This is a genomic window from uncultured Sphingomonas sp. (genome assembly GCF_913062585.1).
Taxonomy (GTDB): Bacteria; Pseudomonadota; Alphaproteobacteria; order Sphingomonadales; family Sphingomonadaceae; genus Sphingomonas.
Window position 1 is genome coordinate 10,817 of sequence record NZ_CAJXWX010000002.1, and the last position, 22,009, is coordinate 32,825.

At 70.2% G+C, this 22,009-nt stretch carries 18 protein-coding genes; 12 read left to right on the forward strand and 6 right to left on the reverse strand.

Annotated elements, in window-relative coordinates:
* Positions 1–71: 71 nt before the first annotated feature.
* From QZ546_RS01820 to QZ546_RS01845, 6 genes are read right to left on the reverse strand one after another with little or no spacing between them, the layout of a single operon-like run.
* Positions 72–1,172, reverse strand: coding sequence for a nucleoside hydrolase (locus QZ546_RS01820; protein ID WP_367113496.1), 1,101 nt, complete (start codon positions 1,170–1,172; stop codon positions 72–74).
* Entirely contained in the window at positions 1,169–2,458 is a 1,290-nt protein-coding gene (gene guaD / locus QZ546_RS01825; RefSeq protein ID WP_294233807.1) for a guanine deaminase, read from the reverse strand. Before guaD ends, QZ546_RS01820 begins: the two co-directional genes overlap by 4 nt.
* The gene (gene xdhC / locus QZ546_RS01830) at positions 2,455–3,405 is read right to left on the reverse strand and encodes a xanthine dehydrogenase accessory protein XdhC (protein ID WP_294233809.1); all 951 of its coding nucleotides are present in this window, start codon (positions 3,403–3,405) and stop codon (positions 2,455–2,457) included. Before xdhC ends, guaD begins: the two co-directional genes overlap by 4 nt.
* Positions 3,402–5,696, reverse strand: coding sequence for a xanthine dehydrogenase molybdopterin binding subunit (gene xdhB, locus QZ546_RS01835; protein WP_294233811.1), 2,295 nt, complete (start codon positions 5,694–5,696; stop codon positions 3,402–3,404). Before xdhB ends, xdhC begins: the two co-directional genes overlap by 4 nt.
* The gene (gene xdhA / locus QZ546_RS01840) at positions 5,693–7,090 is read right to left on the reverse strand and encodes a xanthine dehydrogenase small subunit (protein WP_294233814.1); all 1,398 of its coding nucleotides are present in this window, start codon (positions 7,088–7,090) and stop codon (positions 5,693–5,695) included. The genes xdhB and xdhA overlap by 4 nt, the downstream gene beginning before the upstream one ends.
* A 4-nt stretch (positions 7,091–7,094) precedes the next feature.
* Positions 7,095–8,450, reverse strand: coding sequence for an NCS2 family permease (locus QZ546_RS01845; protein ID WP_294233815.1), 1,356 nt, complete (start codon positions 8,448–8,450; stop codon positions 7,095–7,097).
* Positions 8,451–8,854: 404 nt separating this feature from the next.
* Between QZ546_RS01845 and QZ546_RS01850 the strand changes: the two genes are divergently transcribed.
* The 12 genes from QZ546_RS01850 (at position 8,855) to uraH (ending at position 22,007) form a co-directional block, all read left to right on the forward strand.
* Positions 8,855–10,405: an adenosine deaminase gene (locus QZ546_RS01850; RefSeq protein ID WP_294233818.1), complete on the forward strand. Its 1,551-nt coding sequence runs from the start codon at positions 8,855–8,857 to the stop codon at positions 10,403–10,405.
* A 162-nt stretch (positions 10,406–10,567) separates the two neighbouring features.
* A complete protein-coding gene (locus tag QZ546_RS01855; RefSeq protein WP_294233821.1) occupies positions 10,568–12,922 on the forward strand; it encodes a TonB-dependent receptor in 2,355 nt (784 codons plus the stop codon).
* A 26-nt stretch (positions 12,923–12,948) separates the two neighbouring features.
* A complete protein-coding gene (locus QZ546_RS01860) occupies positions 12,949–13,113 on the forward strand; it encodes a hypothetical protein (protein ID WP_294233824.1) in 165 nt (54 codons plus the stop codon).
* The gene (locus QZ546_RS01865) at positions 13,110–14,423 is read left to right on the forward strand and encodes an AtzE family amidohydrolase (protein WP_367113497.1); all 1,314 of its coding nucleotides are present in this window, start codon (positions 13,110–13,112) and stop codon (positions 14,421–14,423) included. Before QZ546_RS01860 ends, QZ546_RS01865 begins: the two co-directional genes overlap by 4 nt.
* A complete protein-coding gene (locus QZ546_RS01870) occupies positions 14,423–16,003 on the forward strand; it encodes a gamma-glutamyltransferase family protein (RefSeq protein ID WP_294234628.1) in 1,581 nt (526 codons plus the stop codon). The genes QZ546_RS01865 and QZ546_RS01870 overlap by 1 nt, the downstream gene beginning before the upstream one ends.
* Positions 15,997–17,247, forward strand: a complete 1,251-nt coding sequence (locus QZ546_RS01875) for an allantoate amidohydrolase (RefSeq protein WP_294233827.1) — start codon at positions 15,997–15,999, stop codon at positions 17,245–17,247. Before QZ546_RS01870 ends, QZ546_RS01875 begins: the two co-directional genes overlap by 7 nt.
* Complete coding sequence (locus QZ546_RS01880) at positions 17,231–18,466, forward strand: alanine--glyoxylate aminotransferase family protein (protein WP_294233830.1); 1,236 nt, start codon at positions 17,231–17,233, stop codon at positions 18,464–18,466. The genes QZ546_RS01875 and QZ546_RS01880 overlap by 17 nt, the downstream gene beginning before the upstream one ends.
* Positions 18,463–19,365, forward strand: coding sequence for an allantoinase PuuE (gene puuE, locus QZ546_RS01885; protein WP_294233833.1), 903 nt, complete (start codon positions 18,463–18,465; stop codon positions 19,363–19,365). The genes QZ546_RS01880 and puuE overlap by 4 nt, the downstream gene beginning before the upstream one ends.
* Positions 19,366–19,373: 8 nt before the next feature.
* Positions 19,374–19,754, forward strand: coding sequence for an oxalurate catabolism protein HpxZ (hpxZ, locus tag QZ546_RS01890; protein ID WP_294234631.1), 381 nt, complete (start codon positions 19,374–19,376; stop codon positions 19,752–19,754).
* Positions 19,751–20,236, forward strand: coding sequence for a 2-oxo-4-hydroxy-4-carboxy-5-ureidoimidazoline decarboxylase (gene uraD / locus QZ546_RS01895; RefSeq protein ID WP_294233836.1), 486 nt, complete (start codon positions 19,751–19,753; stop codon positions 20,234–20,236). Before hpxZ ends, uraD begins: the two co-directional genes overlap by 4 nt.
* Positions 20,233–21,669 (forward strand): NAD(P)/FAD-dependent oxidoreductase, encoded by a 1,437-nt coding sequence (locus tag QZ546_RS01900; RefSeq protein WP_294233837.1) that lies wholly within the window; start codon positions 20,233–20,235, stop codon positions 21,667–21,669. The genes uraD and QZ546_RS01900 overlap by 4 nt, the downstream gene beginning before the upstream one ends.
* Positions 21,666–22,007 (forward strand): hydroxyisourate hydrolase, encoded by a 342-nt coding sequence (uraH, locus tag QZ546_RS01905; RefSeq protein WP_294233840.1) that lies wholly within the window; start codon positions 21,666–21,668, stop codon positions 22,005–22,007. Before QZ546_RS01900 ends, uraH begins: the two co-directional genes overlap by 4 nt.
* Positions 22,008–22,009: the final 2 nt, after the last annotated feature.

The following is a 22,009-nucleotide window of genomic DNA, read 5'->3' on the forward strand; positions in this document are numbered from 1 at the left end:
ACCCCTCCACCATGCTTCGCATGGTCCCCCTCCCCTTGCAGGAGAGGAATAGAAGAAATGTCGATCCTGTCCTAACGTCGGGCGGGCCGTGCGAGCAGGCGCAGCATCAGTGCCTCCATCCGGGCGGGGTCGATGGTGCGGACGATTTCGGCGCGCTGCTCGCCAAGGCCGGGCTGATAGCCCTCGTTCCACGACAATGTATCGCCATAGCCGGGGCCGAACTGCGTGTTGTAATCCACATAGGCGCTCTGCCGCCCGGTGACGATCGTCGGGTCGAGCCAGACCGCTGCGGCGATCTCGTCCCACATCGGAAAGCCGGGCTCCATGTCGCCGATCCAGCCGGCCACGGCAGGGGGCGACACGGCGCGCAGCTTCGCGATCAGTGACGGGGTCAGCTCGGTCGCGGTCGCCGGGTCGGCGGGTACCACGGTGATGTGCCGCCACGGGCTGCGCGAGACGATGCTGGCGGCCTCGGGATCGAAGCGCCCGTTGAACTCGCGGCGCGGCGAGTGGATGAACTCGCGTGCGAACTGGTCCGCCGACACGCCTTCGCGCGCCTGACGCGGATTGAAGCTGCCGCCCATATAGACCAGCTCCTTGGCCAGCCCGGCAAAGGCGGGATCGAGCCGCTGCGCCAGCGCCAGGTTGGTCAGCGGCCCCATCGCGATGATCGTCACTTGCCCCGGATGCGCGCGGACCATGCGTAGCAGAAAGTTGGCGGCGATCTCTGGCGCGGGGCGGGTGGTCGGGTTGCCGCCGGGCAGGTCGACGGGGTCGTCGGCGTGGTGATAGGGCGGGGTACTCTGCTGGGTCGGCTCGACCCATTGCTTCATCCACGCGCCCTTCCAGATCAGCTTGCCGTACAGTGCCTCCCAGCGTTCGGTCAGCGCCTCGGAATTGACCAGCGGATAGGTCGCGCCGGGGACGACGGGGACGGTCCGGTCCATCCGCTCGACGCCCTTCAGCGCCATGGCGGTGGCGCGATTGACCCAGACATTGCCCGTCACGGTGGTGATGCCCAGCACCTCGACATCGGCCGCGTCCAGCAGCATCGCATGGGCCAGGCCGAAGCCCTCATCGTCGATGATGACGAGGCGGCGTGCCTCCTGCGCCTGTGCGGGCATCGCCGCGACCAGCAGGGCCATCAGGCCGAGTAGAAACGTCCGCATCATCCCATCCCCCGATTCCAGGCGCATTCGCCCAGCACATAGGTGCGCCGCACGGTGCGGTCGTCGCCCAGCACCTGCATCGCGAACAGCCGCGCCGCCAGGTCTGCCCCGGCGGTCCGCCGCGCCAGCAGCGTCGTGGCGGCTTCGTCCAGCACCACGAAGTCGGCCTCCTGCCCTGGCTGGAGCCCGCCAACCCGGTCGGCAATGCCCAGCAGCGAGGCGCTGCCCGCCGTCGCCAGATACAGCGCGCGGAACGGATCGAGCCGCACTTCGCGAGCCAGCGCGGCCTGATAGGCGACACCGGCGGTGTGGAGCATCGAAAAGGAGGTGCCTGCGCCGATGTCGCTGCCCAGACCCAGCCGCATCCCATGCGCGTCGGCCTGTCCGAAATCGAAGAAGCCCGAGCCCAGGAACAGGTTCGATGTCGGGCAGACCGCGACGCCCGCACCCGCCTCGGCCATTCGCGCACAGCTGCGATCGGTCAGGTGGATGCCATGCGCGAAAACCGAGCGGGGGCCGACCAGCCCGAAACGGTCATAGACGTCCAGATAGTCATGGGCGTCCGGGAAACGCTGCGCGACCGCCGCGCATTCATGGCGGTTCTCGGCCAGATGGGTGTGGAGCAGCACGTCCGGGTTGGCCTCCAGCAGGGCGGCGGCCTGGACCAGCTGTTCGTCCGACGAGGTGAGCGCAAAGCGCGGCGTCACCGCATAGCCCAGCCGCCCGCGCCCGCGCCATCGGCGGATCAACGCCTCGCTCTCGGCACGCCCGCTCTCAGGCGTATCGCGCAGGCCGTCGGGGCCCAGGTCCATCAGCACCTTGCCCGACAGGATGCGCATCCGCCGTTCCAGCGCGGCCTCGAACAGCGCATCGACCGAACCGGCATGGACGGTCGGAAAGACCAGCGCGCTGGTCGTGCCGTGGCGCAGCAGCTCGGTCAGGAAGGCACTGGCGACGCTGGCGGCGTGGGCGGGATCGGCAAAGGCCATCTCGGCGGGGAAGATATGCCGCTCCAGCCAGTCGAGCAGTTGCTCGCCGTGCGAGGCGATCCGGTCCATCTGCGGATAATGGACATGCGCATCGACGAAGCCGGGGACGACCAGCCCGGGCAGGTGCTCGACCGGCAGCCCGGCGAAGCGCGGCACCAGCGTCGCATAATCGCCGCGCGCGACGACCAGCCCGTCCTCGACCACGAGCAGCCCATCGGGCTCGTGCCGGATCGCTTCGGAGTCCTTGGCGGGATCGGTGGCGACCGACAGCAGCTCGGCGCGGAAAAGGCGTAGGGTCATGGCAACTCTGGAATGGCAGGGGCGGCGTCGCGATCGAGCGCCAGAAGCTGGGCGAGGACCGACAGCGCGATGACATCGGGCTCCTTGCCCGCGATCATCGGCAGGCCGATGGGGCAGGTCAGCCGCGCACGGGCCTGGTCCGATACCGCGTCGCGGGTCAGCCGGGCGAGGAAGCGGGCGCGCTTGGTCGCCGATCCGATCAGCCCGACATAGGCAAGCGGCGGCCGCATCAGCGCCGCATGGGTGAGCGCATAGTCGAGGCCATGGTCATGCGTCAGGATCAGGATCGCGGCGTCGGCGGGCGCCTCGGCGATACAGTCGGGCAGGCGATCCTCCGCGATGATCGTCACCCCCGGCAGATCGGCCAGCGCGTCCCGGCTGTCGAACCAGGCGAGCCGCAGGGGCAGCCCGTCGATGCGGCGCGCGATCGCCTGTCCGACATGGCCTGCGCCGAACAGATAGAGCGGGCGCTGCCATTGGCCGGATCGCTCGCTCCAGCAGGCGCCCGCCTCGGGACGGTCGCCGCGTGCCGACAGGGGCGTGACCGCCGCCGCCGGGTCGGGATGGCGCGTGACATGCCCCGGATGCAGCCGGGTGGTCAGCGTCGCGCCGGTCGCCACGGCCTCGATCCAGTCGAGCGCGGCGGGGTCGACCCGCTCGATCAACAGCCGCACCCGCCCGCCACAGCATTGGCCGAGCAGGGGGCCGAGCGGATAATCCTGCACCCGCCAGCTGCCCGGCGGATGGGCGAGGATCGCGCGCGCCTGTTCGATCGCCCGGTGTTCCAGCGCGCCGCCGCCGATCGTGTCGACCGAGTCGGTCTCGGTCACGACCATCCGCGTGCCCGCCCCGCGCGGTGCGGACCCTTCGGTCGCGAGGACCGTGACCAGCGCCAGCGGCTCGCCGGGTGGTCCCGCACGCAACCGCGCCGTCCAGGCGGTGCTCATGCCCCCTGGGCCGCCTTGTGCGCCGCGATCGCGCGCAGGATCGCCTCGGGCGTGGCGGGGGCGTCGAGCGGCGGAAAGGCGCGGCGTTCGGGCGCGGTGGCGGCCACCGCCTCGCCCAGCGCCGACAGGACGCATTGGGCCAGCATGAAGGGCGGCTCGCCGACCGCCTTGGAGCGGTGGATGGTCGGCTCGACATTCTCGCCGTCCCACAGTGCGATCGACAGCCGGTCGGGGCGGTCGGCGGCGGTGGGGATTTTGTAGGTGGCGGGCGAATGGGTCAGCAACCGGCCGTCCCCGGCGAAGACCAGCTCCTCGGTGGTCAGCCAGCCCTGGCCCTGCAGGAACCCGCCCTCGATCTGGCCCAGGTCGATCGCCGGATTGAGCGACCGTCCGACATCGTGGAGGATGTCGACCGCCAGCACGCGGTGCTCGCCGGTCAGCGTGTCCACCACGACTTCGGCACAGGCCGCGCCGTACGCGAAATAATAGAAAGGCCGCCCGCGATGCGCCGCGCGGTCATAGGCGATGTCGGGCGTCGCATAGAAGCCGGTCGAGGACAGCGACACGCGCGCCAGATGCGCCTTGCGACACAGGGTGGCGAAGGGGATGGTCTCCGCGCCCGCCACGACCCCCTCGGGGGTGAAGCACACCTCGTCGCCCGCGCAACCGCCGATCGACGCCGCCGCCCCGGCCAGCCGGTCGCGGATGGTGGCGGCGGCGCGGAACGCCGCCATGCCGTTCAGGTCCGCGCCGGAGGAAGCGGCGGTGGCCGAGGTGTTGGGCACCTTGTCGGTACGGGTCGCGGTGATGCGCACCGTGCTGGCGGGCACGGCGAAGACGTCCGCGACGACCTGCGCGACCTTGATATACAGGCCCTGGCCCATCTCGGTGCCGCCATGGTTCACCTGGATGCTGCCATCGGCATAGACATGCACCAGCGCGCCCGCCTGGTTCAGATGGGTGGTGGTGAAGCTGATCCCGAACTTCACGGGCGCCAGCGCGATGCCCTTTTTCAGCACGCTGTGCCGCGCATTGAAATTTCGCACGGCGGCGCGGCGCGCGTCATAGTCGCTGTCACGGCGCAACCGCTCGATCATCGCGGGCGCGATATTGTCGGCGATCGTCATGCCATAGGGTGTCACGTCGCGCCCCGGCCCATAGAGATTGGCGGTCCGCACATCGAGCGGATCGCGGCCCAGCGCGGCGGCGACGACATCCATCACCCGCTCGATCGCCAGCATCCCCTGCGGCCCGCCAAAGCCGCGAAAGGCGGTGGCGGAGACGGTGTGGGTCTTCAGCCGTTCCGACAGGATCTCGATCGCGGGCAGCCAATAGCTGTTGTCCGCATGGAACATCGCGCGGTCGTTGATCGCGGGCGAAAGGTCGACCGTCGCCCCGCACCGCGACGCCAGTGTCAGGACCAGGCCCAGGACATGGCCGTCATCGTCGAAGCCGACATCATAGCCGACCTCGAACTCATGGCGCTTGCCGGTCAGCATCATGTCGTCGTCGCGGTCGCAGCGGAACTTGGCGGGCCGCCCGGTCTTGGCGGCGACCAGCGCGGCGGCGGCGGCGAAGGGCGCGGCCTGCGTCTCCTTGCCGCCGAACGCGCCGCCCATGCGCCGCACCTCGATCGTGACGTCGGCGGAGGTCACGCCCAGCAGATCGGCGACCAGATGCTGGACCTCGCTGGGATGCTGGGTGGAGCTGGCGATATGGACCTGCCCGTCCTCGCCCGGCCGGGCGAGTGCGATCTGCCCTTCCAGATAGAAATGATCCTGCCCGCCCATGGCGAAGCCGCCCGCGCGGCGATGGGGGGCAGCGGCCAGCGCGGCGGCGGTGTCGCCGCGCGCCATGCGTTGGGTCGGCTCGATCAGTGAGGCGGCGGCGCGCGCGTCGGCGATGGTCAGTAGCGCGGGGCGGGGGGCATAGGTGATCCTGCCCAGCCGCGCCGCCCGCCGCGCCGCGTCCCGGCTGGTCGCCGCGACCAGAAAGACCGGCTGGCCGCGATACAGCACCTCGCCCTCGGCCAGCAGCCGGTCGTCATGCGCGACCGGGCTGACATCGTTATGGCCGGGAATGTCCTCCGCCGTGAAGACCGCCACGACACCGGGCGCGGCGCGCACCGCGTCCAGATCCATCGCGACGATCCCGGCATGGGTCTCGGTCGCCTGGCCGAAGGCGAGGTGGAGCAGGTCGGCGGGCTCGGCCTCGTCGTCAATGTATCGGGCCGCACCCGTGACGTGCAGCATCGCGCTGTCATGCGGCAGCGAGGGCTTGGGATCGGTCATCGGCACAGCGCGCGAACCGACACCGGCTCGCCCCGTTCGCGGTGCCACAGCCGCCAGAGCAGGTTGCCTGCGGCTTCCTGCCGATAGGCGGCGCTGCCGCGCACATCGGTCAGCGGATCGAAATCCTCGCGTAGCGCCGCGACGGCGCGGGCGATGCTCGCCTCGGACAGGGCTGCGCCGGTCAGCGCCGCCTCGCAGGCTGCCGCGCGACGCGGGGTCGCCGCCATGCCACCGAACGCGACCCGCGCCTCCGCGACGATGCCGTCCTGCAGGGACAGATGGAATGCGCCGCAGACCGCCGAGATGTCGCTGTCGAAGCGGCGCGACAATTTGCTGATATGGATGACCGCGTCCTTGGCGGGGCGGGGGATGTGGATGCGCTCGACAAACTCGCCCGGCGCCCGGTCCTGCCGTCCATAGGCGAGGAAATAATCCTCCAGCGCTAGCGTCCGCCGCTGCGCCCCCCGGCGCAGGACGATCGAGGCACCCAGCGCGATCAGCGCCGGGGGGCCATCGCCGATCGGCGAGCCATTGGCGATATTCCCGCCGATCGTCCCGGCATTGCGGACCTGAAGCCCCCCGATCCGCCGCACCAGCTCGCCCAGATCGGGATGCAGCCGCGCCAGAGCCTCATGCGCCTCGGCATAACGCACCGCCGCGCCCAGCGTGAGCCCGGCTTCATCTTCCTCGATCCCGCGCAGTTCGGGGATGTCGCCGATGAACACCGGGGTGCCGATGTCGCGCAGGCCCTTCGTCACCCACAGCCCGACATCGGTGGCCCCGGCGATCAGTCGCGCGTCGGGCTGTTCGAGCAGCAGCGCGGCGAGATCGTCGACCGAGCGCGGCGCGAACCAGTCGGTGGTTTCCTCGGTGCGAAGGTCGCGCAGGGCGATGGCAAGCGCCCGGTCGTCGCGGGGGGCTGGCGGTGTCTCCTCCGCTGCGGCCAGGATCGGGCCATAGCCGGTGCAGCGGCACAGATTGCCCGCGATCACATCGGCGACGGGCAGCGCATGACCCGTCGCGCCGATCGCCCGGCCGTGCAGCGACATGACGAAGCCCGGCGTACAGAAACCGCATTGCGAGCTGCCATTGCGCGCCATGCACGCCTGAAGCGGGGTCGGTCCGCCATCACGTGACAGGCTCTCGACGGTCATCACCGCCTTGCCATCGACCATCGGCAGGAAGAGGATACAGGCATTCACCGCGCGCCAGGCGACGCCGTCGCCCTCCGCCTCGCCGAGCAGGACGGTGCAGGCGCCGCAATCCCCCTCGGCGCAGCCTTCCTTGGTGCCGGTGCGGCGCAGGCGATAGCGCAGATGGTCGAGCAGGGTCGCGGTCGGGTCGGCATCGGCGATCGTCACGACCTGATCGTCCAGGAGGAAGCGGATCGTCATAGGCTCACGCGCCCCCCATCCACACGAAGCGCGCGACGAACAGCGCGGCGAGCAGGAACAGGAACCAGTCGCTCCGCGTCGCCTGCCCGCGCAGCGCCTTCAGAATGGCGTGCGCGGTGATGCCGAAGGCCAGGCCATTGGCGATCGAGAAGGTCAGCGGGATCATCGCCACCGTCAGAAAGGCCGGGATCGCCGCCTGCGGATCGTCCCAGTGGATCTCGACCAGCGGCAGCAGCATCAGCCCGCCGACGACGATCAGCGCGGGCGCCGTGGCGGCCAGCGGCACCAGCTGCGCATAGGGCGCGACGAACATGGTCAGCAGGAACAGCAGCCCGGTGACGATGGCGGTCAGGCCGGTGCGCCCGCCCGCCTGTACCCCGGCGGCGCTCTCGACATAGCTGGTCACGGTGCTGGTCCCCGCCACCGCGCCGACCATCGTCGCCACCGCATCGGTCAGCAGGATGCGGTTCAGCCCGGGAATCCGCCCCGCCGCGTCGATCAGCCCGGCGCGCTTCGTCACCGCGACCAGCGTGCCGATATTGTCGAACAGGTCGACGAACAGGAACACGAACAGAATCTCGAACAGCCCCAGCCCATGCCGCCCGCCGACCCCGAACACGCCCGCCAGGTCGACCTGGAAGGCGGTCTGGGTCAGCATGGACAGGCTATAGGGTTCGGGTTTCATCGCGACCTGCCCGGTCGCCCAGGCGACCAGGGTGGTGACGACGATCCCGATCAGCATCGCGCCGCGCACGTTCCAGATGCTGAGCACGCCGATCAGCAACAGGCCGAGCAGCGCCAGCGCCGCCCCCGGCTGAGTCAGCGGACCGAGCGCCACCAAAGTCGCGGGACTGGCGACGACGATGCCCGCATTCTTCAACCCGATGAACCCGATGAACAGGCCGATCCCGCCCGCCACCGCCGCGAACAGGTGCGGCGGGATGACCGACACGATCAGCTGCCGCACGCCGGTCAGCGTCAGGACCAGGAAGCAGAAGCCCGAGATCAGCACGCATCCCAGCGCGATCGGCCAGGGAATGCCCATCTGCTGCACCACGGTGAAGCTGAAATAGGCGTTCAGGCCCATGCCCGGCGCCAGCGCCAGCGGTACATTGGCGACGAACCCCATCAGGATCGAGGCGAAGGCGGCGGCGAAGCAGGTCGCGGCGGCGACAGCGGCGACCGGCATCCCCGCCTGTCCCAGGATCACCGGATTGACCAGCACGATATAGGCCATGGTGAGGAAGGTGGTGACGCCCGCCAATATTTCGGTCCGGGCGGAGGTGCCGCGCGCGGCCAGCTGGAACCGGCGTTCCAGCACGGTCGCCGCCGGTCGTTCGTCGCTTGCCCTGTCCGTCATGCCGTCCCCCGGAAATTCCGCCTGGCCCCGTCATGCCAGCATGGGCCTGCGCGATCTACATCAATCATTTTCATCCATCGTTGCAAAAAAGCGCGCACCTCCTTGTCGATGCTCGGCCACGAATCAAGCGATCGACACTCCCTACGTTCCTCCCCTTGCAGGGGAGGTGGCAGGCCGCAGGCCTGACGGAGGGGTGTCCCGGTGGCGAAAGAGGTCGGCGCTCGCAACCCGGGACACCCCTCCACCATCCTTCGGATGGTCCCCCTCCCCTTGCAGGGGAGGAATGAGCGTCCAGACCTCGCGACCCCCGCGCGTATTCCGGCAACGCGACGTGCCGGATATTGCGATGGGCGAGCCGGAGCTGGCCCCCTAGACAGGCGAGGATCACAAACGGGGGATAGCGGATGAACGCCGGTGGAAATGGCGGCTGGGGGCGTATGCGCGCCGGTGCGGCGGGCGTGATGGCGATATTGGCGGCGACCATGCCCGGTGGGGCAGCGCTTTCACGGACGCCGCAGATGCCCGAGGCGCGGACGGCGGCCTATCTGGACCGGATCGCGGACAGTCCGCCGCGCCTGCGCCTGTTCCTGCAGGGGATGCCCAAGGGCGGCGACCTGCACAATCATGCGGGCGGCGCGATCTATGCCGAGGATATGCTGCGCTGGGCGGCGGCGGACGGGCTGTGCCTGTCGACCGATCCGGTCGGCGTGGCGCCGCCGCCCTGCGACGTGCCCGGCCGGGTCGCGGCGGCGGAGCTGATCCGCGACTATCCGCGCTATGCGGCGTTCGTCGACGGCTTTTCCACGCGCGGGCAGGAGGCGGGGACGGGTGACCCGCGCGTGTCGGGCTATGACCGCTTCTTCTCCACCTTCGCCGCCTTCTGGCCGATCGCCGCGCGGCATGGCGGAGAGGTGATCGCGCTGACCCGGCAACAGGCCGCCGCCGACGGCGTATCCTATGCCGAACTCAGCGCCGGGTCGGCGGCGACGCAGCCGTTGCTCGCCAAGCTGGGCGAGGGCGACGTGCGGGATCTGGCGGCGCTGTACGACCGGATCGCACCCGAACTGCCGAATGCGGTACAGGTGACGCGCGCGCAATATGACCGCTATGAGGCTGAAATGGCGGCGATCGACGGTTGCGCCACGCCTGCGCCCAAACCTGCCTGCGCGACCGAAATCCGCTATCAATATGCCGCGATCCGCACCCGGCCGCCGGAACAGGTTTTCGCCGAACTCGCGCTGGGCTTCGCGCTGGTGCAGGCCGATCCGCGCTTCGTCGCGGTCAATATCGTCGCGCCCGAACATGACCCGGTCGCGCTGCGCGATTATGCGCTGCACATGCGGATGCTGCGCTTCCTGAAGGAACGCTATCCGGCGGTGCCGCTGTCGCTCCATGCGGGCGAGTTGACGCTGGGGCTGGTGCCGCCGCGCGACCTGGCCTTTCATATCCGCGACGCCGTGGAGGTCGCGGGCGCGCGGCGGATCGGGCATGGCATCGACATATCCTATGAGGGTGATGCCAAGGCGCTGCTGGCGCGCATGGCGCGCGACCGGGTGGCGGTGGAGATCAACCTGACCAGCAATGCGGTGATCCTGGGCGTGAAGGGCCGCGACCATCCGCTGTCGCTCTATCGCGAGGCGGGAGTGCCTGTGGTGCTGTCGACCGATGACGAAGGCGTCTCGCGCAGCGACATGACCAACGAATATCTCCGCGGCGTGACCGAGCAGCATCTGGGCTATCGCGACCTCAAGCAGATGGCGCGCGATTCGCTCCATTATGCGTTCCTGCCGGGCGCCAGCCTGTGGCAGGACCGTGCGGGCGGCCCCCGCGTCGCGGCCTGTCGCGAGCTGGCTTCCGACGCCTGCCGCCGCTTCACCGCCACCCATGCCAAGGCCCGGCTCGAAGCCCGGCTGGAGCGCGACTTCGATCGGTTCGAGCGCCAGTCCCTTGACTGATGCCGCGTCGGGGCGAGCGAAAAATCCGCGCGCTTGGGACGAAATTCTGCGCTTCTGGAGATCGGTTCGGCGACGCTAACAATCGGGCCGTTGGCGGGCGGGGCACAGGGGATCATCCGGCGGACGATCGGGGGACCGCGCCCAGGGCCCAGGCGGAACGGCATGTTGGGGGCAATGATGAACTGGACGAAATGGTCGCTGCTGTCATGCGCGACATGGATCATTCAACCCTGCGCGGCACAGACCGCGCCGCCGGCCAGCGGCGCGGTCGCGCCTGCGGAGGCGGCGGCGCAGGACTATCTGCCCGACATCGTCGTCACCGCCGAAAAGCGCGAGGCGGGGCTGCAACGCGTGCCCCAGGCGATCACGGCGCTGACCGGCGATGCGCTGGTGGCGAACAACATCAACAGCTTCCAGGATCTGAGCGCGCTGGCCCCCGGCCTGACCGTCGGCAATGCCGAGGGGGAGCGGACCACGATCTCGATCCGCGGCGTCGGACAGGAGGCGAACCAGAACGACGTCGCCGCGCCGTCGGTCTCCTATCATCAGGACGGCGTCTATATCGTGTCGCCCTTCGCGCTGGGCGGCAATTTCCTGGATGTCGGGCGGGTCGAGGTGCTGCGCGGGCCGCAGGGGACGCTGTTCGGCCAGAATTCGACCGGCGGGGCGATCAACCTGGTCACCGCCGCCCCCAAGCTCGGCCGGACCGAGGGCTATCTCGACGCGGCCTATGGCTCGTTCGACTATCGCAACCTGCGTTCGGCGGTGAACCTGCCGATCGGATCGACCATGGCGGTGCGCGGGGCGGCAAGCTGGCTGAAGCAGGACGGCACCACCACCAATATCGCATCGGGGCAGAAGCTGGACCAGCGCAACGACGCGGCCTGGCGTATCCAGCTGCTGTGGCAGCCGGTCGACACGCTCCGTATCGACCTGACTGCGCAGCAGTTTCGCAGCGACACCAACGGCCCGGCCCGCTTCGGCCTGCTCGATCCGACGCCGCGCCGCGATGCGGATGGCGATCGCCAGCTGTCGCAGGATTCGCCGTCGCACCTGTTCCTGCGGTCGCAACTCTACAGCGCCGTCGTGACCTGGGACCTGCCGGGCTTTACCGTCAAATATCTCGGCAGCCATCAGCGCGAGGATATCCGCAAATATCGGGACAACGACTTTTCCAACGTCGCGCTGGTCGGCCCGCTGGCGGTGGAGCGCAGCTTCTACGAGCGGCAGGATCAGGCGCACCGATCCTATACATCCGAACTCAACCTCGTTTCGCGCCAGCCCCTGTTCGGGGCGGTCGACTGGGTGCTGGGCGCCTTCTGGTTCCAGCAGAAGATCGACGCGCATTCGTTCGAGCGTGTCGACCGCAACCGCAACGGGGTGTTCGACCCGTTCAACCCGGTCGCCAATAACGGCCTGCCGCCCGCGGGCGATATCGGCTTCCAGAGCGACTTCTTTCCCGAGCGGCGCTCCTTCTCCTTCTACGGCCAGGCGACATGGCACGCGACCGAGCGGCTGCGCATGACCGGCGGCCTGCGCTACACCGACGACCGGGCGACCAATCGCAACTTCAATTTCTTCACCCTGTCGACCGGCCGGCCGACTGCGAACATCACGTCGCAGGCGACGGCGCTGACCGGCCGGGCGGCGGTGGAATTCGACCTGGGCCGGGGGCGGATGGCCTATGCCTCGTACACGCGGGGGTTCAAGCCGGGCGGCAACAACCTGACCTTCGGCATTCCCGACGTCGCCGAGGATTTGGTGCTGCGCACCTTCCGCCCGGAGCGGATCGACGCCTATGAGCTGGGGCTGAAGGCCGATTTCCTCGACGGGCGGCTGCGCGCCAATCTGGCGGGGTTCGGTTACGACTATACCGACCTGCAATATATGACCAGCGACCCACGCAACCGGTCGAGCGGCGTGGCGAACATCCCGCACAGCCGCATCCTGGGCGCCGAGGCCGAGCTGACCTTCGCGCCCAGCCGCGACCTGCGGTTCAACACCGGGCTGACCTTCCTCGACAGCAAGATCAGCGGCCATGTCCGGGCGCTGGACAGCGTGAACGCGACGGCGGCGGAGCGCGATCTGGTCGTCAATCGGCGGGTGAACATCTTCGCGCCCGCCGTCACGCTGGCCCGCGCGGCGGTGATCGGCGACCTGTACGGCAATGAGCTGGCCAAGACGCCCGCCTTCAGCGGCACGGCGGGCGTCAGCTGGAGCCATCGGTTCGGCGCGGGGCCCAGCGGCTATGCCTCGGGCCTGTTGATCCGGCGCGGCGCGATGCAGTCGCGCGTGTTCAACAATCCCGCGATCGACCATGTGCCGGGCTATACCCAGGTCAATCTGACCGGCGGGGTCCGCTGGGACAGTGGCTGGGATCTCAGCCTGAGCGCGCAGAACCTGTTCGACACCGACGGGATCAGCACGCGCTTCACCGACGTCTTCGGCGTCAACGCCACTTTCGACCAGCTGATCCCGCCGCGCACCATCGTCGCGCGCGTCCGGTACAGTTTCTGAGTCGAGCCATGAAGGGAGACACGCGCATGACCCAGGCGACCGAAGAGGAGCGGCGGCTCGCCATGCTGCAGGCCGAGCGCCTGGGGCTGGTCCTGCCCCCGGCGGCGGTGGACGGCGTGGTGGCCAATCAGCGGTTGCTCGCCCGGCACCAGGCGGTCGTGCGCGATGCGGCCAGCGGGGATGCGCGATGATGGACAGTGCCATCGCCATCGCCGCCGATGTCCGCGCGGGGCGGCGTTCCGCGCGGGGGATCGCGACGGAAACGCTCGACCGCATCGCTGCGCGGGGGGCGATGAACGCCGCCACCCGGCTATTGCATACCCACGCGCTGGCCGATGCCGAGCGGGTCGACGCGCTGGTCGCCGCCGGGGGCGATCCGGGGCCGCTGGCGGGCGTGCCCTTCGCGGTCAAGGACCTGTTCGACGTCGCCGGGGAGACCACCACCGCCGGGGCACGGCAGCGGGCCGATGCCCCGGCGGCGACCCGCGATGCCGAAGTCGTCGCGCGGCTGCGCGCCGCCGGAGCGGTGCTGGTCGCGACCACCAATATGGATGAATTCGCCTACGGCTTCTCGACCGAGAATGCGCATTACGGCACCACCCGCAACCCACGCGATCCGGAGCGGCTGGCGGGGGGATCGTCGGGCGGGTCGGCGGCTTTGGTCGGGGCGGGGCTGGTGCCGCTGGCGCTGGGATCGGACACCAATGGGTCGATCCGCGTGCCCGCCAGCCTGTGCGGCATATATGGCCTGCGCCCGACCTTCGGGGCGCTGTCGGTCGAGGGCGTCTTTCCCTTTGTCGAGCGGCTGGACACGGTGGGCGCCTTTGCCCGTTCCCCCGAGGATCTGGCGCTTGCGCATGAGATAATGGGCGGCGCCATGGCGTCACCGGCGGATGCGCCGTTGCGCGTCGCCGTGCTGGGCGGCTGGTTTGCGCGGCTGGCCGATCCGGTGGTGCTGGCCGGGATCGCGCGGATCGCGGACCATCTGCAAGCCGGGCCGCCGGTGGAGCTGCCTTCCGCCGCCGCCGCGCGGTCGGCCGGGTTCGTGCTGACCGGTGCGGAGGGCGGATATCGCCATCTGACCGCGCTGCGCCGCGACGCGATGGCGTTCGACCCGGCGACGCGCGACCGGCTGATCGCGGGGGCGCTCCAGCCGGTGGCTGCGGTTCGCGAGGCGGAGGCGGTCGCCGAACGCTTCACGGCCGAACTGATGGCCGCGCTGGCCGAGCACGACCTGTTGCTGGCCCCCGCCACGCCGATGCCAGCACCTCGGATCGACGCGACGACGATCGAGATCGACGGCCAGACCCTGTCGGCGCGCGCCGATTTGGGCCTGCATACCCAGCCGCTGAGCCTGGCGGGCGTGCCGATCCTGTCGGTGCCATTGCGCCAGCCCGAGGGGGCGATGCCGATCGGGGTACAGCTGATCGCCGCCGCCGGGCGTGAGGCGCTGTTGTTCGAGACGGCGGCGGCGCTCGTATCGGTGGGGCTGGTGGCATGATGCGCGCGACACCCCGTTCGCTGCGCGGCATGGTCAGCGCGCCGCATCATCTGGCGGCGCAGGCCGGGCGCGACGTGCTGGCCGAGGGCGGCTCGGCGGTCGAGGCGGCGGTGGCGACGGCGGCTTGCCTGGCGGTCGTCTATCCGCACATGACCGGGATCGGCGGCGATGGTTTCTGGCTGGTCGCCGAGCCGGACGGGCGGACCTGGGCGATCGACGGCTGCGGTGCGGCGGCGATGGCGGCGGATCGCGCGCTGTACCGCGACCATGCGACCATCCCGTGGCGCGGGGCCCTGGCGGCGAACACCGTCGCGGGCACCGTGGCGGGGTGGCAGGCGGCGCTGGCGCAGAGCGGGGCGAGCCTGTCGCTCGACCGGCTGCTGCGCGATGCGATCCATCATGCGCGGACCGGCGTGGCCGTCACCGCCGGCGGGGCGCAGATCGCCGCCACGGTTTCGGCCGCGCTGCGCGACCTGCCCGGCGACTATGCACGCATCTTCGAGCCCGAGGGGCGTCCGCTGGCCGAGGGCGATCTGTTGCGCCAGCCCGCGCTGGCGACGTCGCTGGAGCGGCTGGCGGGCGAGGGGCTGGACGGCTTTTACTGCGGTGCGCTGGCGCAGGACATCGCCGCCGACCTTGCGATGCTCGGCAGCCCCATCGCGGCGGCGGACCTCGCCGCCTTCGCCGCGCTGCCGGTGGAGCCGTTGGCCGTGGACATCACCGGCGCGCGTCTCTTCAACCTGCCGCCGCCGACGCAAGGGGTGGCGTCGCTGCTGATCCTGGCACTGTTCGACCGGCTGGGCGCAGGCATGTGCGACGGCTTCGACCATGTCCACCGGCTGGTCGAGGCGACGAAACAGGCCTTTCGCTGGCGCGACGCGCATGTCGGCGATCCGGCGACGATGACCGCCGGGGCGCAGGCGCTGCTCGACGACAAGGCCATGCTCGATGCGATGGCGGCGGCGATCGACCCCGATCACGCCGCGCCCTGGCCGCATCCCCCGGCGCTGGGCGACACGACCTGGTTCGGCGCGGCCGATGCGCGGGGTCAGGTGGTCAGCTGTATCCAGAGCACCTATTTCGAGTTCGGATCGGGCCTGGTCCTGCCGCGCACCGGCATCACCTGGCAGAATCGGGGCTGCTCCTTCGCGCTGGACGGTGACGGCCCCAACCGGCTGCACCCCGGTGCACGGCCCTTCCACACGTTGAACCCGGCGCTGGCGCGGTTCGCGGACGGGCGGGTCATGGCCTATGGCACGATGGGGGGCGAGGGGCAGCCGCAGACCCAGGCGGCGATCTTCACCCGCCACGCCCAATTCGGCCAGCCCTTGCAGGCGGCGATCGACGCGCCGCGCTGGCTGCTCGGGCGGACCTGGGGCGACCAGAGCACCACGCTAAAGATCGAGGCGGGGTTCGACCCCGCCTTGTACGAGCAACTGCGCGCGGCAGGCCATGCGGTGGAGACCGTACCCGGCTGGTCGTCGATGATGGGCCATGCCGGGGCGATCCTGCGCCATCCCGGCGGCCTGCTGGAAGGCGCGACCGATCCGCGCAGCGATGGGATGGTGGCGACATGGTGAACGCATCAGGAGCCCGCGCGGCGGCCCGCTGCCTCGAACTGTCGCGCGCGCCCTATAGTGATGTGCCCGACGGGCTGTTTCGTGGTTGGCTGACCCCCGCCTATCGCGCCACGATCGAGCGGGTCGGGGCGTGGATGGAGGCGGCGGGCATGACGGTGCGCCGCGATGCCGCGATCAACTTGATCGGCCGCTATGAGGGGACGCGTCCCGACGCCCCCGCGCTGGTGATCGGCAGCCATCTGGACAGCGTCCGCGACGCGGGGGCCTATGACGGGCCGCTGGGCGTGATGCTGGGCATCGAATGCGTCGCCGCGCTCCAGGCCGAGGGACGGCGGATGCCCTTTGCGATCGAGGTGATCGGTTTCGGCGACGAGGAGGGCTCGCGCTTTCCCGCCGCGATGCTGGGCAGCCGCGCGGTCGCGGGCACGCTGCCGCCCGGCGCGGCCGACATGGCCGATGCCGGGGGGATCACCATCGACGCCGCGCTGCGCGACTTCGGCAGCCGGGCGGATGCGCTGACCATGGCGGCGCGCGCGCCGGGCACGCTGCTCGCCTATCTGGAGGCGCATATCGAACAGGGCCCGGTGCTGGAGGCCGAGGGGCTGGCGCTGGGCACCGTGACCGGCATCGCGGCGCAGCTGCGGCTGGAGGTGACGGTGACGGGCTTTGCGGGCCATGCCGGGACGGTGACGATGACGCTGCGCCGCGATGCGCTGGCCGCCGCCGCGCGGATGGTCTCGGCGATCGAGGACATTGCGCGCGCCGACCAGTCCGAGCTGGTGGCGACGGTCGGGCGGATGGCGGTCGCGCCGGGTGCGGCGAACGTCATTGCGGGCGAGGTGCGCTTCACCGTCGACATTCGCGCGGGGACGACCGACCGGCGTGACCGGGCCGCCGCCGCGATTCATGCGGCGATGCAGGCCATCGCGCGCGACCGCGATGTCGCGCTGTCGGTCGCGACGATCCACGACCTGCCCCCCACGCCCTGCGATCCGCGGCTGATGAACCTGCTGGACGCCGCGATACTGGCGACCGGGCAACCCGCCCGGCGGTTGATGTCGGGGGCGGGGCATGACGCGATGGCGATGGCCGCGCTCGGCCCCGTCGCGATGCTGTTCCTGCGCTGTGCCGGGGGGATCAGCCATCACCCGGCCGAGCATGTCGATCCGGCCGATGCCGATGCCGCCCTGGCCGCGATGCGCGGCTTTATCGAGCTTTTGGGAGAAGATGATCGTGACGCCTGACCTGTTCGGTGAGATCGACCCGCCGCAGCGCCTGTTGATGGGGCCGGGGCCGGTCAATGCCCATCCGCGCGTGCTGCGCGCGATGAGCGCCGATCTGCTCGGCCAGTTCGACCCGGAAATGACCGGGTACATGAACCAGGTCATGGCGCTCTATCGGCCGGTGTTCGGGACGGAGAATCACTGGACCTTCCTGATCGACGGTACCGCGCGCGCGGCGATCGAGGCGTCTTTGGTGTCGCTGCTGGCGCCGGGCGACCGGCTGCTGGTCATCGATTTCGGCCGCTTCGGCCTGCTCTTGCAGGAGATCGGCGAGCGGATCGGCGCGCGGGTCGAGCGGCTGTCGGTGCCCTGGGGGGAGACGGTGCCGCTCGACGCCATCGCCGAGGCGATCGCGCGCGTCGAACCGATGGTCGTCGCCTGCGTGCACGGCGATACCTCGACCACCATGGCGCAGCCGCTCGACGGGGTAGGGGCGCTGGTCCGGGCGGCGGGGGCGTATCTCTATGTCGACGCCACCGCGACGCTGGGCGGGATGGAGATCGCCACCGACCGCTGGGGCGCGGATGTCGTGACCGGCGGCTTGCAGAAATGCCTGGGCGGTCCGTCGGGCTCGGCCCCGATCACCATCTCGCCGCGCGCCGCCGAGCGCATCCTTGGCCGTCGCCATGTCGAAAAGGGCATCCGCCGCGACGACATCGTCGATGCGGGCGGCGTGCGCATCGGGACCAACTATTTCGACCTCGCCATGATCATGGACTATTGGTCGGAGAAGCGGCTGAACCACCATACCGAAGCCACGACGATGCTCTACGGCGCGCGCGAATGTGCCCGCGTCGCACTGGGCGAGGGGCTGGAGGCGCGGTTCGCGCGCCATGCGGCGGCGGGCCGGGCGGTGGTGGCCGGGGCCCGCGCGCTGGGGCTGGAGGTGTTCGGCGACGACCGCTTCCGCATGACCAACGTCACCGGCATCCATATCCCGCAGGGCGTCGACGGCGAGCGGGTCCGCACCCGGATGCGCGAGGATTTCGAGATCGAGATCGGCACCGCCTTCGGCCCGCTCCAGGGCAAGGTCTGGCGGATCGGCGCGATGGGCTACAACGCGATGAAGCACAAGGTGCTGCTGACGCTGGCCGCGCTGGAGGCGGTGTTGCGGGCGGAGGGGTTGGTGTTGCCCGCCGGCGCCGGGGTCGATGCCGCGCTCGAAAGCTATGCGGCATGACCGCGCGGCGCGACCTGATCGGCTATGGCGCGACGCCGCCCGATCCCCGCTGGCCCGGCGGCGCGCGCGTCGCGGTGCAGTTCGTCGTCAATGTCGAGGAAGGCGCGGAGAACAGCGTCCTGAACGGCGATGCGGGGTCGGAGGCATTCCTGTCCGAGATGGTCGGCGCGGTCAGCCATCCCGCCCGCGCCATGGCGATGGAAAGCCTGTACGAATATGGCGCGCGTGCCGGGTTCTGGCGGCTGCACCGCCTGTTCGCCGAGCGGCAGGTGCCGGTGACGGCCTTCGCGGTCGCCACCGCCATGGCGGCCAATCCGGCGACGGTCGACGCGATGCTGGCCGCCGATTGGGAAATCGCCAGCCACGGCTATCGCTGGATCGACTATCAATATGTCCCGCCCGAGGTGGAGCGCGCGCACATCGCCGAGGCGATCGCCCTGCACACCCGGCTGACCGGCACCCGGCCGCTCGGCTGGTATCAGGGGCGGACCTCTCCCACTACCGCCGCCTTGGTCGCGGCCGAGGGCGGGTTCGTCTATGACGCGGACAGCTATGCCGACGACCTGCCCTATTGGGATCGTCGCCACGCCGAGGCGAATGGCGGGCGGGCGCAACTGATCGTGCCCTACACGCTCGACGCCAATGACATGAAGTTCGTCGCCTATAACGGCTTTGCCGATGGCGAGCCCTTTTTCCGCTATCTGCGCGACACGTTCGAGCAGTTGCGGGCCGAGGGCGGGCGGATGATGTCGGTCGGCCTGCACGGCCGCATCGGCGGTCGCCCGGCCCGCGCGGCGGCGCTGGCCCGCTTCGTCGACCATGTCATCGCCAGCGGCGACGCCTGGATCGCGCGCCGCATCGATATCGCCCGACACTGGAAGGAGGTGCATCCCGCATGATGCCCGAAATGATCATCGACGATCCCCAGGTCGTGGCCGAGGTGACGGCCGCCTTCCACGCCTATGAAGCCGCGCTGATGGCCGATGACGTGCCAGCGATGGACCGGCTGTTCCACGATCATCCGACCACCATCCGCTACGGCGTGGGCGAGGTGCTGTACGGCGCCGACGCCATCCGCGCGTTCCGCAAAGGGCGCGGCGGGTCGCCGCAACGTCGGCTGGGCATGGTCGCGATCCACAGCTTCGGCCGCGACCATGCCACCGCCAATGCCGAGTTCTTCCGCGACGGCGACACGCGACGCGGACGCCAGAGCCAGAGCTGGGTCCGCTTCGCCGACGGATGGAAAGTCGTCGCCGCGCATGTCTCCATCGAGGGAGCGGGATCGTGACCGATTTCAATAGCCTGTCGGACGCCGCGTTCGTCGCACGCTATGCCAGCGTGGTCGAGCATTCGCCCTGGGTGGTGGAGCGCGCGGCGGCGCGGCGGCCCTTTGCCGATCTGGCGGACGGGATCATGGCGGCGCTGGCCGCCGCCACGCCCGAGGAACGCCTGTCGGTGATCCGCGCGCACCCCGAACTGGCCGGACGCGCCGCGATCGCGGGCACGCTGACCGAGGAGTCGCGCAGCGAGCAGGCCTCGGCCGGGCTCGACCGCATGACCCGCGAAGAATTCGAGCGGTTCCACGCGCTGAACGCCGCCTATCGCGAGCGGTTCGGCTTTCCCTTTGTCATCTGCGTCCGGTTGACCGACCGGGCGGGCATATTGCGCGCCATGGCCGAGCGGCTGGCGCATGACCGCGAGGCAGAGATCGCGACCGCCCTGACCGAGATCGGCCATATCGTCCGCCTGCGACTGGAGACCCTGTCATGACCCATCCCATCGGCCTGGCCGCGCTGGCGGAGCAGGTTGCGCACGATCTGGAACGCCTGGCGCATGGCGGCCCCGCCTGGACCCGGCCGCAAAGCGATGCGGAGGGGCATGTCCATGACGTCATCATCATCGGCGGCGGGCAGAGCGGGCTGGGCGCCGCCTTCGGCCTGATGCGCGAGCGGGTGTCCGACATCCTGGTGCTGGACGAGAATCCGGCGGGCTATGAGGGGCCGTGGGACACCTATGCGCGGATGATGACGCTGCGCACGCCCAAGCATCTGACCGCGATCGACATGGGTATCCCCTCGCTGACCTTCCGCGCCTTCTGGGAGGCGCAGCATGGGGCCGAGGGGTGGGCGGCGCTCGACAAGATCCCCCGGCGCGACTGGATGGCCTATCTGCGCTGGTATCGCGCGGTGCTGGACCTGCCGGTGCGCAACGAGGCGCGGGTCACGCTGATCGAGCCACTAGGCATACAGGGGGCGGGTGGGCGGTTCCGCGTGCATCTGGCGGACGATGCGCCGCTGCTGGCGCGCAAGGTGGTGCTGGCGACGGGTATCCAGGGCGGCGGCCACTGGCATGTTCCCGCCATGGTGCGCGAGCGCGTGGACCCGAGCCGTTATGCGCATACCTCGGCGGCGATCGACTATGCCGCGCTTGTGGGCAAGCGGATCGCGCTGCTGGGGGCGGGGGCCTCGGCGTTCGACAATGCCCATGCAGCGCTGTCCGCGGGCGTGGCGGAGGCGCATGTCTTCGTCCGTCGACCCGCGCTGCCGCGCGTCAATCCGATCCGGCATATGGAGCGCAGCGGCATCGTCGGGCGCTTCGCGGCGCTGGACGATGAGGCCAAATACCGGATGATGGTCGCCTTTTTCGACCGCAGCCAGCCGCCGACCAACGACACCTTCGACCGCGCCTCGGCGCTGCCGGGGTTCCAGCTGCATCTGGGTACGCCCTGGCTCGACGTGGCCGACAGCGGCGAGGGGGTCGCGGTGACGACGCCGCGCGGGACCGAGACGTTCGATTTCCTGGTCCTGTCGACCGGCCTCGTCACCGATCCGGCGCTCAGGCCGGAGCTGGCGCTGGTCGCGGACGGCATCGCGCGCTGGTCCGATCGCTATCGCCCGGCGGACGGGGCCCATCCGCTGATCGACGCGCATCCCTATCTGGGGCCCAATTTCCAGTTCCTGCCGCGCGAGCCAGACCAGGCGGCGGCGCTGCACGGGCTGTTCGCGTTCAACTATTCGGGGCTGATCAGCCTGGGCCTGTCCGCCTCGGCGCTGTCGGGGCTTCGCCATGCGCTGCCCCGGCTGGTCGCGGGGGTCGCCGACCAGCTGTTCCTCGACGACCGCGATGCGATGATGGCGGCCTATCTGGATTATGACGAGCCCGAGTTCGTCGGCTCCTGGCCGCGCCGGGAGGCGGCGGCATGAGCGCGACCCTTTCCACCCATGTCCTCGACACGGTGCGCGGCGGTCCGGCGGCGGGGGTGGCCGTCACCCTGTTCGACGGGGAGGGCGCGCCCTTGTTCGAGGGAGTGACCGATGCGGACGGGCGCTGCCCGGCGCTGGCGGCCTTGCGCCTTTCGCCGGGACGTTACGCCCTGCGCTTCGCGGTCGCGGACTATTTCCGGGCGGCCGGGGTGGCGTTGGCCGATCCGCCCTTTCTGGACCGGGTGACGATCGACTTCGGCATCGCCGGGGCGGGGGGGCATTATCATGTGCCGCTGCTCGTCTCCCCCTACAGCTATTCGACCTATCGGGGCAGCTGAGC

Excerpts from the sequence above, each read along its gene's own strand:
- QZ546_RS01820 (WP_367113496.1), bottom strand. The coding sequence starts at position 1,172 with ATGATGCGGACGTTTCTACTCGGCCTGATGGCCCTGCTGGTCGCGGCG.
- guaD (WP_294233807.1), bottom strand. The coding sequence starts at position 2,458 with ATGACCCTACGCCTTTTCCGCGCCGAGCTGCTGTCGGTCGCCACCGAT.
- xdhC (WP_294233809.1), bottom strand. The coding sequence starts at position 3,405 with ATGAGCACCGCCTGGACGGCGCGGTTGCGTGCGGGACCACCCGGCGAG.
- xdhB (WP_294233811.1), bottom strand. The coding sequence starts at position 5,696 with ATGACCGATCCCAAGCCCTCGCTGCCGCATGACAGCGCGATGCTGCAC.
- xdhA (WP_294233814.1), bottom strand. The coding sequence starts at position 7,090 with ATGACGATCCGCTTCCTCCTGGACGATCAGGTCGTGACGATCGCCGAT.
- QZ546_RS01845 (WP_294233815.1), bottom strand. The coding sequence starts at position 8,450 with ATGACGGACAGGGCAAGCGACGAACGACCGGCGGCGACCGTGCTGGAA.
- QZ546_RS01850 (WP_294233818.1), top strand. The coding sequence starts at position 8,855 with ATGAACGCCGGTGGAAATGGCGGCTGGGGGCGTATGCGCGCCGGTGCG.
- QZ546_RS01855 (WP_294233821.1), top strand. The coding sequence starts at position 10,568 with ATGTTGGGGGCAATGATGAACTGGACGAAATGGTCGCTGCTGTCATGC.
- QZ546_RS01860 (WP_294233824.1), top strand. The coding sequence starts at position 12,949 with ATGACCCAGGCGACCGAAGAGGAGCGGCGGCTCGCCATGCTGCAGGCC.
- QZ546_RS01865 (WP_367113497.1), top strand. The coding sequence starts at position 13,110 with ATGATGGACAGTGCCATCGCCATCGCCGCCGATGTCCGCGCGGGGCGG.
- QZ546_RS01870 (WP_294234628.1), top strand. The coding sequence starts at position 14,423 with ATGCGCGCGACACCCCGTTCGCTGCGCGGCATGGTCAGCGCGCCGCAT.
- QZ546_RS01875 (WP_294233827.1), top strand. The coding sequence starts at position 15,997 with ATGGTGAACGCATCAGGAGCCCGCGCGGCGGCCCGCTGCCTCGAACTG.
- QZ546_RS01880 (WP_294233830.1), top strand. The coding sequence starts at position 17,231 with ATGATCGTGACGCCTGACCTGTTCGGTGAGATCGACCCGCCGCAGCGC.
- puuE (WP_294233833.1), top strand. The coding sequence starts at position 18,463 with ATGACCGCGCGGCGCGACCTGATCGGCTATGGCGCGACGCCGCCCGAT.
- hpxZ (WP_294234631.1), top strand. The coding sequence starts at position 19,374 with ATGATCATCGACGATCCCCAGGTCGTGGCCGAGGTGACGGCCGCCTTC.
- QZ546_RS01900 (WP_294233837.1), top strand. The coding sequence starts at position 20,233 with ATGACCCATCCCATCGGCCTGGCCGCGCTGGCGGAGCAGGTTGCGCAC.
- uraH (WP_294233840.1), top strand. The coding sequence starts at position 21,666 with ATGAGCGCGACCCTTTCCACCCATGTCCTCGACACGGTGCGCGGCGGT.